Source organism: Mycolicibacter virginiensis (genome assembly GCF_022374935.2).
GTDB lineage: Bacteria > Actinomycetota > Actinomycetes > Mycobacteriales > Mycobacteriaceae > Mycobacterium > Mycobacterium virginiense.
The window spans coordinates 4,660,033-4,676,052 of sequence record NZ_CP092430.2 but is presented as its reverse complement, the minus strand read 5'-3'; the positions used below and the strand labels follow the sequence as shown (position 1 = coordinate 4,676,052).

The following is a 16,020-nucleotide window of genomic DNA, read 5'->3' as shown; positions in this document are numbered from 1 at the left end:
GTAATAGGGACACACGAATCGGGGGCGGCCGCGAAGTCCCGACCTCGCCGTCGAAACCAGGCAATGGATTGCCGCAGCCGAGGCCGTCGGCCTCATATTGCCGTTCGGGTCGGGGTCGCACCGGCGCCGCGGACGACGGCACAGGCATCGTCGCGCCATCGGAGCCGTTCCCCACATCGTGGGCGCCAGGCCGCCGAGGCGGCGTGGCGGCCGGTGACCTGCCCCTGATGGTCCTAGGCGACCTGATCGGTGGCCAGTGATCCCGAGCCTGCAACTGCCAGCAAACGTGGTGAGCGCTCGATCTCTTTGCTGAGAGCCTGCAGTCCGTTGTTTAGCTGTTAGGTACCTGTGAACTCGGGAAGTGACAACACCTGTTGTAAGTCTACTTACGGAGGCCGACTAACCGTAATCAGGGGTAACAAGCGTGAATATCGTACGACCGTCTGTCGGAGTGCACCGGGGTTGACTGCGCGAGAATCGCTGTTAACGTAACTTCCCACGCGAGATAGCTGTGCTTGCGTTGTGCGTCAGTTAAGGGGAGAGACGTCATGGCTCGTCATCGTCAGGGTGGATTTAAGGTTCGTCGCAACCGTGTCTTTGGTGCCGGGACCGCGGTCGGTGCGTTTCTGGCCTTTGGGCTGGGGCCGTGGGCGGGGGCGCCGACCGCGCACGCCGATTTTGACGACGTGTGGGTGGACCTGTTCGGTGCCGATCTAGGTAACGCCGTCGTCGATCTGGGTGCCAATTGGGGCGACCAGGCCGCCTGGGCGGTGGTTTTCGACCCGGGGAGTTGGACGCCCTTCTTCGAAGGTCTCGGCGAGCCGGCCATGTGGGATGCGATCCTGGCGGATCTGAATCTGGCCGGTATCGGGGCCGCTTCGCTTGATCTTCCGGGTGCCTCGGACGCGTCGTTCAATTGGGGCGAGATCAATTGGCTGATGCCATTCGGTGACGGCGCGGACGGCACGGCCACTAATCCGGACGGTGGCGCCGGTGGGTGGATCTATGGCAACGGTGGCGCGGGTTGGGATGCCGATGGCACCGGCGCCAGCGACGACGGTGGCAACGGTGGTCAGGGTGGTCTGTTCGGCGGTGACGGTGGCGCCGGCGGTGATGGCGTCGACGGTGGTGACGGTGGCGATGGTGGTGCCGCGGGTCTGTTCGCCTGGTTCAGCCACGGCGGTGACGGTGGTGCCGGCGCTGACGCGACCACGGTGGGTGGCATCGGTGGTACCGGTGGCATCGGTGGCGATGCTGCGCTGTGGGGCCTGTTCAGCACGGCGGGTGTCGGGGGCCAGGGCGGTGACGGGGTTGCCGGCGCGGCCGGGCTGGCCGGCAGCTTCGCCAACGGTGGCGATGGCAATGGTGGCAACGGCGGCAAGGGTGGTGCCGGCGGTAACGGTGGCGCTGGCGGTCGGGGTTCGTACTGGTTCGGTGCCGGCGGCAAGGGTGGCGCGGCCGGTGACGGTGGGAACGGCGGCGCCGGCGGCGCGGGTGCGGACGGTGCGGACGGCACCAGTCTCGACCTTGACGGCACCGGTGGCGGCAACGGTGGGTTAGGCGGCAACGGCGGTGCGGCCGGTACTGCCGGGGCCGGTGGGGCCGGTGGCTGGTTCATGGGCAGCGGTCCTGCGGGCGCGACCGGCACTGAGGGCGTCGGCGGCCTCGGGGGCAACGGTGGTGGTGGTGGGGACGGCCTCGACGGCGCTGATGGTGCAGCCGGGACCGCGACCCATGTGGACGGGGGCGCGGGTGAGGCCGGCGGCGCCGGTGGCAACGCCGGGCATGCCGGTGCCGGTGGTCAGGGCGCCGGTGGTCAGGCCGGTAGCGGCACGGCGGGCGCGGCCGGCAAGGGCGGCAGCGGTGGTGCCGGTGGTGCGGGTTATGACGCGGCGACGGACTCGACTGCGGCGGCCGGTACGGCTGGCGGCAATGGCGGCGCCGGCGGTGACGCGGGCTTGGGTGGTCTGCAAGCCGACGGCACCACGCGCGGAGCTGCGGGCACGGCCGGCGCCGGTGGCAACGGTGGCGACGGCAAGGACGGCGCGGCCGGTGCCGCGGGCACCGCACTGAGTCCGGACGGCAAGGCCGGTGGCGCCGGTGGTGCCGGCGGCAACGGTGGACAGGGCGGCCTTGAGGCCGATGGCACCACGCGTGCTGTGGACGGTGTCGGTGGTGACGGTGGCGCCGGCGGCAAGGGCGGCGCCGGGTATGACGCGCTGGGTGCTGGTGCAGGGCCGGGTGTTTCGGGCGGCAATGGTGGTGCCGGCGGCGACGGTGGTGTCGGGGGTACCGGATCGACGGCGGGCGCTCACGGCACCGGTGGCGTCGGCGGAAAGGGCGGATCAGGCACCGACGGCGCCAATGGTGGCGCCGGCAACGCAGGCGATGCCACCCACCCCGATGGCGGCGCGGGCGGCAACGGCGCCAACGGCGGTAACGCCGGTGTCGGCGGCGCGGGTGGTAGCTCCGGCAATGGCAACCATGCTGCGACCGGAGTCAGCGGTTCGGCCGGTAAGGGCGGTAACGGTGGCGTTGGCGGGGGTGGTTATGACGCCGCCTCCGACCTGGCCGCGGCCGCGGGTACCGCTGGCGGCAACGGTGGTATCGGCGGTAACGCCGGCGTGGGCGGTCTCGAGGCCAACGGTTCTCGGGCGGCCTCCGGTGCCGCTGGTATTGGCGGCAACGGCGGCGATGGCAAGGACGGTGCCGACGGTGCCGTGGGTACACAGGCTGCCCCGGACGGTGGAGCTGGTCAGGCCGGTGGCGCCGGCGGCAATGGTGGCCAAGGCGGCCTGAACGTCGACAACACCCGTGCCGCCAGCGGTGATGGTGGCGACGGTGGTGGCGGCGGTAAGGGCGGGGCCGGCTACGAAGGCCTGGATGGGGCGACCGCGGGGGCCGCGGGTGAGAACGGCGGCAACGGCGGTGCCGGTGGGGCCGGCGGTGTCGGCGGAACCGGTACCAATGCGGGACTTCACGGCCTCGGCGGTGCGGGCGGTGACGGCGGCTCTGGTGGTGATGGCGCCACGGGTGGCAACGGCGCCGATGGCACGGCCACGCATGTGGACGGCGCGGCCGGGCAGGCCGGTGGTGCGGGTGGCAATGCCGGCAAGGGTGGGGCCGGCGGCGACAACGGCGATGGAACTCAGGCTGCCGGCGGCAGTGACGGTTCGGCCGGTGTCGGCGGTAAGGGCGGTGCCGGCGGCAAGGGCTTTGACGGTAGCGATGGCTCCAACACCGGCGTCGGACGTATCGATGGCACCAACGGTGGCGCCGGTGGAGCCGGTGGTGACGGTGGTCAGGGCGGTCTGCAGACCGACGGGACCCGTGCTGCCCAGGGCGATGGTGGTGTCGGTGGTGCCGGCGGCAAGGGTGGCAATGGTGGCAATGGCGTGGCCGGGGCCACGGCGGGCGCCACTGGTACCAACGGTGGTATCGGCGGCGACGGTGGTACCGGGGGCGTCGGTGGGCATGGCACCAACAACGGTGCGGCCGGTCTCGGCGGGGTCGGGGGCAACGGCGGCAACGGTGGTGCGGGTGCCGCAGGTGCGGCCGGCACCAACGGCACGGCCAGTCATGTGGATGGCACCGCCGGTGGTAACGGTGGCGCTGGTGGTAACGCGGGCAAGGCCGGCAGCGGTGGTCTCAGTGGTGCCGGTGTCCAGGCCGGCAACGGAACGGACGGCACGGCCGGTGTTGGTGGTGTCGGTGGTCAGGGCGGTGCGGGCTACGCCGGTGCGGACAGTCACACCGCGGGCGTGGCCGGTGGCAATGGTGGTGCCGGCGGTTCCGGTGGTAACGGAGGCCAGGGCGGCCTGAAGGCAGATGGCAGCACTCGCGTCGCTGACGGTGCCGGCGGCGCCGGCGGTGCCGGCGGCAAGGGTGGTGCCGGCTACGACGCGGTCACCGAGGTTGCCGCACCGGGCACCTCGGGCACCAACGGCGGTGTTGGTGGCGACGGCGGCGCTGGTGGTAGTGGTGCCACCGCGGGCGCCCACGGTGCCGGCGGTGTGGGTGGCGCTGGTGGTTCGGGTACCGATGGCGCCAACGGCACCACGGGTTCCGCGGGCACTGCCGAGGATCGCACCGGTGGTGCCGGTGGCAATGGTGGCGATGGCGGTAACGCCGGTGCCGGTGGCGCCGGTGGCGACTCCGGTGGCGGCAACCACGCCACGTCGGGCACCAATGGTTCGGCCGGTAAGGGCGGCTCCGGTGGCGCCGGTGGTACGGGCTATGACGCTGCTTTGGATGCCAGTGCTGCTGCGGGCACCTCCGGTGGCAACGGTGGTGTCGGCGGCAACGCCGGGCACGGCGGCGCAGAGGTCGGGGGCAGCCATGCCGCCGACGGCACCGCCGGCGTGGGTGGCAACGGCGGAGACGGCAAGGACGGCGCCGACGGTGCGGCCGGTACCGCACCCAACATTGACGGCACCGCCGGTGGCGCAGGTGGCGCGGGCGGTAACGGTGGCCAGGGTGGTCTGGAAGCTGATGGCACCACCCATGCCGCGCAGGGTGATGGTGGCGATGGTGGGGCCGGCGGCAAGGGTGGTGCCGGCTACGACGCGGTGGCTGCGGGCGCGGGTGCGGGTGTCTCCGGCAGCAACGGTGGCGCAGGTGGTGATGGTGGCGTCGGCGGTACGGGTGCCAACCCGGGTGCGCACGGTGTCGGTGGCGTCGGCGGCAATGGTGGTTCGGGTACCAACGGCGCCGATGGCGCAGTCGGAACCACAGGTACTGCCGAGGATCGCACCGGTGGTGCCGGTGGCAATGGTGGCGATGGCGGTAACGCCGGTGCCGGTGGCGCCGGTGGCGACTCCGGTGGCGGCAACCACGCCACGTCGGGCACGAATGGTTCGGCGGGCACGGGCGGCTCCGGTGGCGTCGGTGGCACTGGCTACGACGCGGCCACCGATGGCAGTGCTGCAGCGGGCACCTCCGGTGGCAATGGTGGTGTCGGCGGTAACGCGGGGCATGGCGGTGCCGAGGTCGGGGGCGGGCACGCCGCGGACGGCACGGCCGGTGTGGGTGGCAACGGCGGCGACGGTGCGGTCGGGGCCGCGGGTGACGCGGGCACTCAGGCCGACCCGGACGGCACGGCTGGCGGTAAGGGTGGCGCCGGTGGTAACGGTGGCACGGGCGGTCTCGAAGCCGATGGCACTACCCACGCCGCGCAGGGTGACGGTGGCGATGGTGGTGCCGGTGGTGAGGGCGGCGCCGGGTATGTCGGTGCCAGTGGTGCTAACGCCGGTGAATCCGGCCAAAACGGCGGCTCGGGCGGCGCTGGTGGCGATGGCGGAGCTGGTGGCACAGGCAACGTCGGCGGCGCCGGTGGTGCGGGTGGCAACGCCGGCAATGGGGGTAGCGGTGGCGACGGGGTGACCGGTGCCGTCGGCACCTTCGCCAACGGTGGCAGCGGAAGTGGTCAGGCGGGTGGCTCCGGCGGCAATGGCGGCTCCGGCGGCAATGGTGGTAAGGGCGGCGTGGGTGGTACGTCGACCGGTGGCGGCTCCAACGGTGCCACCGGTGTCGGCGGCGACGCCGGCGATGGCGGCAATGCCGGCACGGCCGGTGATGGCGGTCAGGGCGCGGACGGTACCGCGACCCATGTCGATGGCGGTAGCGGCGGTAAGGGCGGCGAGGTCGGCGCGGCGGGTCAGGCCGGTACTGCGGGAACGGGTTCCACCAACGGCGGGGCCGGAACGGATGGCACCGAGATCACCGGCATCGCCGGCAGCGGTGGTCAGGGTGGCGACGGCTTCAACGGCGTCAACGCCGGGGACCGGGGCGGTAATGGCGGTGCCGGCGGGGACGGCGGTAGCCGCGGCAGCGGTGGCAACGGCGGTGCGGGTGGCAACGGTGTGGCCGGTGACAATGGCGAGAGCGTCGGCAACGTCAACGATCCTGCGCAGCACCTTCCGGCCACGGACGCCGGTCGTGCTGGCGGTGCCGGCCAGGCCGGTGGCGCTGGCGGCAACGGCGGCGCCGGCGGTGCCAGCGGTGCGGTGGCCGGCAACGCCGGTAGCGGTGGCAAGGGTGGCGCCGGTGCCGACGGCGGCGACGGCGGCGACGGCGGTTGGGGCGCTGACCACGCGGTCGGCGCTCTGTATCCGACGGCGAACATCAACGGCGGTGCCGGCGGCATCGGTGGCGCCGGCGGTGCCGGTGGTAATGGTGGCGCTGCGGGCGCGTTGAACAACGGCACCGGAAACACCGGGGTCCAGGGTGATGCCGGCAAGGCCGGTAACGGCGGCGACGGCGGCGACGGTGGCCGTGCCGGAACCGGTGGTGACGCGGGCGGTGCGGACGGTGTCGGCGGTGTCGGCGGCGACGCCGGTAATGGCGGCAATGGCGGTGCCGGTGGTTCTGGCCTGATTGCCACCGACGGCGGTAACGCCGGCAACGGCGGTGTCGGTGGCCACGGTGGTCACGGCGGCTCCGGCAACTACCCGGGCGGCCTTGACGGTATGGACGCCGGCCGGGCCGGCAGCGGCGGTAACGGTGGTACCGGTGGTGACGCCGGTGTCGGCACCAACGCCACCAGCGGCGGTGCAGGTGGCTCCGGTGGCACCGGTGGCGAGGGCGGCACCGGTGGCGTCGCGAAGTGGAACAGCGGCGGTAATGGTGGTGTCGGCACCGACGGTGGTGACGGTGGTAATGCCGGGGCCGGCGGTGCCGGGAACGGAGGCGGCACCACCGGCACCAACGGCACCGGTGGCGATGGTGGCCTGGGCGGCAGGGGTGGTCAGGGCGCGCCGAACAGCAACCGCGACGCGCTCGGCAACGGCTTGGACGGCGGCAACGGTGGCCAAGCTGGCAACGGTGGTGCCGGTGGTCAGGGCATCGGCGGTGTCGGTGGCGGTAACGGCGGCCGGGGTGGCCAGGGCGGCCAGGGCGGTAATGGAGCTGGCGGTGCTAACGCCCCTGGCGGCAGCGGCCTCGACGGCGGCAATGGTGGCGCCGGCGGCAACGGCGGCGACGCAGGCCAGGGCGGAGCTGGTACCGACGGCGGCGCCAACGGACACTTGGGCACCGGTGGTTGGGCCGGCAACGGCGGTCAGGGTGGCAACGGTGGCACGGCCGCCGCGGGCAGCGGCCTGGCCGGCGGCAGCGGCGGTAAGGGCGGCGACGGCGGTAACGCCGGTGCCGGCACCAACGACTACGCGACGATCGACGACTACCACCCGGGTCAGGCCGGTAACGGCGGCGCGGGCGGTAACGGCGCCACCGGTGTGTCCGGTGTCTCTGGCGTCAATCCCGGCGACAGCGGCACGTCCGGCGGTGCCGGCGGCAACGCTGGCGCCGGTGGCAAGGGCGGTGACGGTGTCATCGGTGGCAAGGGCGGCAATGCCGGCACCGCCGGTGTCGGCGGTAACGGAGGATCGGGTGTCAGCGCCACGGCCGGGAGTGGTGGCGATGGCGGTGACGGCGGCAACGCCGGTGCTGGTGGCAACGGTGCCGACGGTGGCGACGGCGGCAGCGGTAGCGCCGTCAACGGCAACGGCGGCAACGGGAGCAGTGGTGGTAACGCCGGTACGGCCGGCAGCGCTGGCAATGGAGCCGGTGGCGGTGGCGGTACCAACGCCGGCAGCGGTGGTAGAGGCGGTGACGGTGCCGACGGCGGCCTTGCCGGCGAGGGCGGCGCGGCAGGTACCGGAGCCGGCACTGCCGGCAGCGACGGCAGCGACGGTGTCGCGGGGACCGACAGCATCGGTGCCAACGGTGGCGTCGGCGGCGACGGATCCGGCCTCATCGGTGCCACCACGACCGCGCAGAACGGCGGCCAGGGCGGCGAAGGTGGCGCCGGTGGCTCGCGCGCCAACGGTGGTACCGGTGGTGCTGGCGGCAAGGGCGCGACCGGTGTGGCGGGAATCGGTGGCGCTACCGCAGGCGCGTCGGCGGTCTCCGCTGGTGGTGCCGGTGGTAACGGTGGCGCCGGCGGCACCGGTGGTGCTGGTGGCGCGATCTCCGGCGTCAGCGGCAGCGGCGGTCAGGGCGGCGAAGGCGGCACTGGTGGTCAGGGTGGCTCCGGTGCCGACGGTGCGGCGGGCACCGACAACTCCGGCAACACCGGTGTGGCCGGCGGTAATGGTGGCACGGGCGGTAACTCCACCGATGGCGGCAACGGTGGTGCCGGTGGTGCCGGTGGTGCAGCCGGTGCGGCAGGCGGCGGCGGTACCGGCCAGCACGGTGCTGGTGGCGTCGGTGGTGCCGGCGGTTCTGGTGGTACGGCCGGTAAGGGTGGTAACGGTGGCGACGGCGGCGACGGTGATGCCGCCTCGAACATTGCCGCCGGCAAGGGTGGCGACGGTGGCATCGGTGGTCTGGTTGGCAAGGGCGGCGCCGGTGGAGCCGGTGGCGACAACGGCGACGGCACCAATGCCGCCGACGGCGAGCACGGTGCGGTCGGACTCGGCGGCGACGGCGGTAACGGCGGTAACGGTGGTGACGGCGTCGGCCATTACGCCGATGGCACCGGTCAGGCCGGTGCCGCCGGTGGTAACGGCGGCAACACCGGCACGAACAGCTACTACGGCCTGAGGTCCTCGGGCAACGGTGGCGCCGGCGGCAACGGTGGTGCGGGTTCCGCTGGCGCGGACAACGCGACCGGCGACGGCGGCACCGGTGGTGCCGGCGGTGCCGGCGGTAACGGTGGCCAGGGCGGCGCCCAGAACGGTCACGGAGGTGACACCACCGGGCTCGGTGGCGCTGCGGGTAAGGGCGGATCTGGCGGTGGCGGTGGTGCCGCGACGGGCGCTACCGGCGACGGTGGTGCCGGTGGTGCGGGCGGCCAGGGTGGCACCGGTGGCTGGGGCGGTATCGGCCAGAACATCGGCCACACCTATGACGGGTACGACTACAACCTGGTCGGTGGGACCGCTGGGACCGGTGGCGACGGCGGTCTGGGTGGTGCAGGCGGTGCGTCCAACGCGGGTACCGGTGGCACCGGTGGCGAGGGCGGTCTCGGTGGAGACGGTGGCCGCGGCGGCTGGGGTACTGATCTCGGTGCTGACGGCGGAGCCGGCGCTGCTGCCGGAAACGGTGGTAACGGTGGCCTCGGCGGCGACGGCGTCATCGGGGGCACCGGTGGTGCCGCCGGCGACGGTGGCGTCGGTGGTCACGGTGGTCACGGCGGCTACGGCCAGGGCACTACCCCCGGGGATGCCGGCGCGGCAGGTGCCGGCGGTAACGGTGGCACCGGTGGTGGTGGCGGACACGGCGCCGACAGCACCAGCGGTGGTAGCGGTGGCGCGGGCGGTAGCGGCGGTGAAGGCGGTGAAGGTGGCACCGGCGGTGGAGCCGCTGCCGGCAGCGGCATGGACGGCGGCGCCGCGACCGACGGTGGCATTGGCGGCAAGGCCGGGGCCGGTGGGGCCGGAGTTGACGGCGGTGCGGACGGTGCCAACGGCCACGGTGGCGACGGCGGCCTGGGCGGCCGCGGTGGCCAGGGCGGCAGCGGTGCCAGCGGCACCGCCACCAACCTTGACGGGGGCGATGCCGGCAACGGTGGCGCCGGCGGTAACGGTGGTGTCGGTGGTCAGGGCATCAATGGTGTCGGCGGTGGCAACGGCGGTCGCGGCGGCCAGGGCGGCCAGGCCCTCGGCGGCGGTAGCGGCGCCAATGCTGCGGCCGGCAGTGGTCTTGACGGTGGCAATGGAGGCGCCGGCGGCGACGGTGGCGCCGGCGGTCAGGGCGGTGCAGGCACCGACGGTGGCCAGAACGGCGGACAGGGCACCGGCGGCTGGGCCGGCAGTGGCGGCGCGGGCGGTAAGGGCGCCGATGGCTCGGTCACCACTGCTGCGGGCAATGGCGGCAAGGGCGGTGCGGGCGGCGATGGCGGGGTCGGCACCAACCTCGGCGCCACCCCCGACGACTACCACCCGGGTCAATCCGGTAACGGCGGCGCCGGTGGCGCCGGCGGCAACCAGGCCGGTAGCAGCAGTGCCGCCGGCAACGGTGGCGACGGCGGTGCCGGCGGTACCGCCACCGGCGGCATCGCGGGTAACGGCGGCGGCGGTGGCGTCGGCGGTACCGGCACCACAGCTGCCGGCGGCGGCGGCGGTAACGGCGGTGCCGGTGGCAACGCCACGTGGGGTACTACCGGTGCTCCGGACGGCGCCGACGGCGTGGCCGGCGGTAACGGTGGTGTAGGCGGTGCCGGTGGCAACGGCAACGGCGGTGGTGCCGGCGGCAGCGGCGGCCGCGGCGGTCACGGCAGTGACGCTGGCAACGGCGTCGACGCGACCACAGCGGGTGCGGCGGGCAGCAGCGGCGGCAACGCCGGCGCCGGCGGTGCCGGTGGCGGCGGCGGCAAGGGCGGCACCGGACTATCGGGCAGCGCAGGCGGCCAGGGCGGCAACGGTGGTACCGGCGGCGGCGCCGGCACGGCCGGCAGTGGCGGCGCCGGTGCGGACGGCGGCACCGGCCTGCTGGCGGGCAACGGCGGCAACGGCGGCAACGGCGCCAACGGTGGCGCGGCTGGCGCTGCGGGCGCCGGCGGCAGCGGCGGCACCACCGGCAGTAACGGAGCGGCCGGCACGGCGGGCACGAGCAGTGCCGGCGGTAACGGCGGCCAGGGTGGCGATGGCATCGGTATGAGCGGCTCCACCCCGCAGTCCGGTGGTACCGGCGGCAACGGCGGTAACGGTGGCGTGGGCGCCGAGGGTGGCGCAGGCGGCGCCGGTGGCTCGGGTGCCTCGGTCGGCACCGGCGCGGTCGGTGGCGACGGCGGTAGCGGTGGCGCGGGTTGGCTCGGCAGCGGCATCGGCTACGGCGGTGGCGGTGGCGGCGGCGGTGGCGGTGCCCACGTCGGCGGCAGCGGATCCTCCAGCGGCGTCACCGCGACCGGTGGTAATGGCGGCGACGGTGGCGACGGCACCGCGACCGCACCGGGTGCGGCCGGGCTGACCGGTGGCGTGGCCGATGTCATCGTCGACGGCAACGTCACGAACCTGACGATCCAGGCCGGCAATTCGACGGACGAGTTCGCCGGTGGCAGCGCGACGGTCACCATCGACGCCAGCAGCACCATCACCGACAGCTCGGTGACCGGTGGTAACGCCGGCGCCGGCGGTGCCGGTGGCGCTGCCTCGCTGACTTCAACGAACGGCGGCAGCATCTCCGACGGTCACGCCAAGGGTGGCGATGGCAGCGACAGCGCGGCCGGCGGCGCCGCGGGCATCACCGCCGATGGCACCAACAGCACCGTCGCCAACAGCTCCGCGACCGGTGGCAACGCCGGCGTCGGTGACGCCAACGGCGGCGCCGGAGGTGCGGGCGGTGCGGCAGTCGTGGGCGCCACCAACGGCGGCAGCGTCGACGGCGGCACCGCCAACGGTGGTACCGGCGGTGACGGCAGCAATGGCGGAACCGGTGGCGGCGGCGGAATCGGCACCGTCACGGCCGACGGTGCCGGCAGTGCGGCCACCGGTACCGCGACCGGCGGTGACGGCGGTGCCGGTAAAGCCGGTGGTATCGGCGGCGACGGCAACACCGGTTACATCTCGGCGACCGATGGCGGCAAGGTCATCGACGACCCCGCCGTGGGTGCACCCGCCACCACCGCTACCGGCGGTTCCGGTGGCACCGGGGACAACGGTGGTACCGGCGGCAAGGGTGGCCTCGGCGGCGTCGAAGCACACCAGGACGGCACCTCGTACGGTCAGGCCACCGGTGGCACGGGTGGCACCGGGACCGATGCCACCAGCCAAGGCGGCAAGGGTGGCAACGGCGGTATCGATGCCGGCGAGGCGCACAGCGGCCTGGGCGGGCCCGGCGGCACCGCGCACGGCACCGCGATCGGCGGCGCCGGGGGCGCCGCCACCGGTGGCGGCACCGGCGGCAACGGCAGCTACGGCAGCATCAACGCCGGCGGCACCGGTGCGGAGGCCAGCGGCACCGGCCACGGCGGTAACGGCGGCCAAGGCCTCAACGGCGGCACCGGCGGTAACGGCCAGAACGGCCAGGTGGCGGCGCTGGGCGACGGGACGTACGCCAGCGGGACCGGCCAGGCCGGCAACGGTGGTGACGGTGACGGGCCGAGCAGCAAGGGCGGCGACGGTGGCCTGGGATGGGTCCGCGCGCTGGCCCAGGACAGCACCATCACCAACGGCAGCTCCACCGGTGGTGACGGCGGTGCGGGCAGCGCCGGCAAGGCCGGCGGCGCGGGCGGTCAGGCGTACGTGCAGACCAACGCCACGGGAGACACGATCACCAACGGCACCGCGGACGGCGGCAAGGGCGGTGACAGCGCCAACGGGGTCGACGGTGGTCAAGGCGGTCGGGCACAGGTCTTCGCCGGTGACCCGAACACGGTGACCTCCGGCGGCGACACCATCACCAACAGCGGAGCCACCGGCGGGGACGGTGCAGCCGGCCACAATGGCGGAACCGCACTGCTGCAGGCCACCAACGGCGCCAGCATCTCCGGCAGCCAGGCCACCGGTCAGGACAGCAACGCCACCGCCAACGGCGGATCGGCCAGCCTCACGGCCGATGGCGCCAACAGCAGCATCACCGACAGCTCAGCCACGGGCGGTAAGGCGGGGGTGGGCGACGCCACCGGCGGCACCGGCGGCAACGCCGGTAACGCCAGCGTCACCGCCACAGCGGGCGGCGCCATCACCGACGGCTACGCCGTCGGTGGCGACGGCGGCGCCGGAAACAACAGTGGCGCCGGCGGCGTCGGTGGCGCTGGCCGGGTCACCGCCGGCGGCACCGATAGCACCGTCGGTGGCACCTCAACCGGTGGTAACGGCGGCACCGGAGACGGTGCAGGCAGCGTCGGTGGCCAGGGTGCTGACTCCGACATCGCCGCGGCACTGGGCGGCACCGTCAGTGCGGCCACTTCGACGGGGGGCACCGGTGGCATTGGCGAAGCGGGCGGCAAAGGCGGCCTCGGCGGCTACTCCGCTGTGACCGCCGGTGTGGAGGGCGGCACCGGTGGCACCGCTACCGGCGACGCGACCGGCGGCCTCGGCGGCAAGGGCACCGGCGTCGGCAGCACCGGTGGCAACGGCGGAAGCGGCAATATTCAGGCTGGCTTCGTCCGGACCGGCATCGGCGGTAACGACGGTTCGGCCAGCGGAACCGCGAAGGGCGGTAGCGGTGCCGACGCCACCGGCGGCGGCACCGGTGGCAACGGCGGTATCGGCAGTGTGGTCGCCGGCGGAACCGGCGCGGTGGCCACCGGGCAGGGCATCGGCGGTGACGGCGGCGCCGGTCTAGCGGGCGGCACCGGCGGCAATGGCAGCAGCGGTCAGGTGGGCGCCTTCGCGGCCGGGGCGCAGGCCAGCGGCACCGCGAACAGCGGTAATGGCGGTACCGGCACCGGTGCGGGCAGCATCGGTGGCAACGGCACGATCGGCAACATCCAGGCCTTCGGTGTGAACAGCGAGGCGTCTGGCACCGCAACGGGCGGCGACGGCGGTACGGCGACCAACGGCGGCCACGCCGGGTACGGCGGTCAGGGCCGGATTGTGGCGAACGGGACTGGCAGTACGGCCATCGACAGTTCGGCCACGGGCGGTAAGGGTGGCGACAGGGACGTTGTCGGCGCTACCGGTGCCCTGGGTGGCCAGGCCTACGTGTTCTCCGGGAACTACGGGGACCCCGCCAGCGGCGGCAACATCTCCGGTGCCACCGCCGTCGGCGGCGACGCCGCAGGCACCGTCGCCGGCGGTCATGGGCAGTTCCAGGCGACCAACGGGACCATCACCGACAGTTCTGCCATCGGCGCCGACGGTGGGACCGCAGGTTTGGGTGGTCACGCCACGGTGACTGCCACCGACGGCGGCGTCATTTCCGAAAGTCACGCCATCGGCGGTCAGAACAGCGACACCGCGATCGGTGGCAGTGCCACGATCACGGCCGACGGGAGCGGTACCAGCGTCAGCCACACCACGGTTCAAGCCGGCGATGCCGGTGCCGGTACCGGCGGCAGCCTCGGCGGCGCCGGCGGTGTCGCGACGCTGAACGTGGCAGGTGGCGGCAGCTTCGCCAACGGCCAGGTGTCCGGCGGTGACGGCGGCGACGGCGGCGCGGCCGGAACCAACGGCGGCATCGGTGGCAAGGGTGGCACCGGAATCGGTACGACGCTGAACGTGGGTGCAGGCACTAACTACGACGGGCTCAGCATCAACGGCGGCAACGGCGGCGACGGTGGGACCGGCGGCAATGGCGCCAACGGCGGTGCCGGCGGTAACGGCGGCACCGCGAGCATCAGCGGCGGCAGCACCACCAGCGGCACCGTCACCGGTGGCAACGGCGGTACGGGTGGAGACGGTGGCACCGGATTCGTCGGTGGCAAGGGTGGAGACGGTGGCGCGGCCAGCCTGTCCACCAGCACCGGCGGCACCATCTCCTCCGACAGTTCCGCGATCGGCGGCGACGGTGGCAACGGTGGCGCAGGTTCGGCCACCGCGGCCGGTGGCAACGGTGGTGGTGGCGGATCCGCGACGATGTCCGCCCTCAACGACGGCGTCATCGACGGCGGCCACGTCAACGGTGGCCAAGGTGTCGACGGAGGGCCCAACGGCGCCAACGGTGCCAACGGTGCGAACAACTCGCTGACCGTCGACGGTGCCGGCAGCCAGGTCGTAGACACGACCATCACCAACGGCCACAACACCGCGAACTTCGCCGGCGGTGCCGCTACGGCGACCGTCAGCGACGGCGGCGTCATCAGCGGCAGCTCGGTCACCGGTGGCAATGCCAGCGACACCGCTGCCGGTGGTGCGGCGACCCTGAGCGCCATCGGCAACGGCAGCCTGATCTCCGGCAGCCACGCGACCGGCGGCAACGCGGGGGACACCGACGGCTCGGTCGGTGCCACGGCTGGTGATGGCGGCGCGGCCGGCATCACGGCGATCGACGGGGCACAGATCACCGACACCACCGTCAAGGGTGGCGACGGTGGTTATGGCCAAGCCGGCGGCACGGGTGGCGGCGGCGGCGTCGCCGTGGCCGGAGCGACCGGGGTCGGCAGCACCATCACCGGGGAGGCGTACGGCGGCGCCGGCGGGCTCGGCAATGCCGGGACGGGCGGTGACGGTGGGAAGGGCGAGCTACTCGTAGACGTCGACGGAGGCTCGGTTGGTGGGGGCGGCAACGCCGCTATCGCGATCGGCGGTGATGGCGGCGCCGGAAACTACGGAGGTCACGGCGGTACGGGCTCCTGGGGTGAGCTCGAGTCCAACGGTCCGGGAGGCAACTCCTACGGCACCTCCACCGGTGGTTCGGGTGGTGAGGCCACCGGGACGGGCAGCGTCGGCGGTAACGGTGGAAGCTCCGACATCCAGAGCTCCAAGACCACCTTCTTCTTCGGCAACCCGAACGCTGGTGGCAATGGCGGGACGGCCAGCGGCACGTCGACGGGCGGCGACGGTGGCGCCGCCTACAACGGCGGAATCGGCGGTAATGGCGGTAAGGCCAGCATCGCGGCCGGTGGGAACGATGCCGTCGCCAGCGGCACTGCGAACGGCGGCACCGGCGGTGTCGGCAACGATGGCCAGGGCGGCAATGCGGGATACGGCCGGGTCAACGCGCTGGGCGAGAACAGCAGTGCTACCGGCGGCAGTGCTACCGGCGGCAACGGCGGCACCGGTGCCAATGGCGGCACCGGCGGTGCCGGAGCCGATGGCAATGTCGCGGCGGGGCTCGACAGTACCGGCACCCCGGCCGACCACCCGTCAGCCGACAACGCCACGGCCACCGGCGGCAAGGGTGGCACCGGTACCGGTGCCACCGGCGGCAACGGCTCTGAAGGCAATGTCTACGCGGTCAACACTCAGAACGCGGACGGTCAGACCGCCACCGGCACCAACGGCGCGAATAACCCGTAAGGGGAGGGGCGCGCTACTGGTCGCCCTCTCCAAGCATCGCGGCCCGGTCTTTAGACCGGGCCGCGATGGCGTTGCGGCCCGCGGGCGAGGGCACAGGGTGGCAGATCACCTACGCCAGCCCTGGCAAACGCGACGTAGGCATTTTTACCTAATCTTAGAAGAAAATAAGTGATGTACA

General features: G+C 73.5%; 1 protein-coding gene. It reads left to right on the top strand.

All coding sequences use genetic code 11. The features are described from left to right. Window positions 1-548 precede the first annotated feature (548 nt). A complete protein-coding gene (locus tag MJO54_RS23710) occupies window positions 549-15,842 on the top strand; it encodes a beta strand repeat-containing protein (protein ID WP_275564479.1) in 15,294 nt (5,097 codons plus the stop codon). The last annotated feature ends 178 nt before the right edge of the window (window positions 15,843-16,020 follow it).

What these genes read in the sequence shown, in the direction of transcription:
- MJO54_RS23710 (WP_275564479.1), top strand. Translation starts at nt 549, where the DNA reads ATGGCTCGTCATCGTCAGGGTGGATTTAAGGTTCGTCGCAACCGTGTC.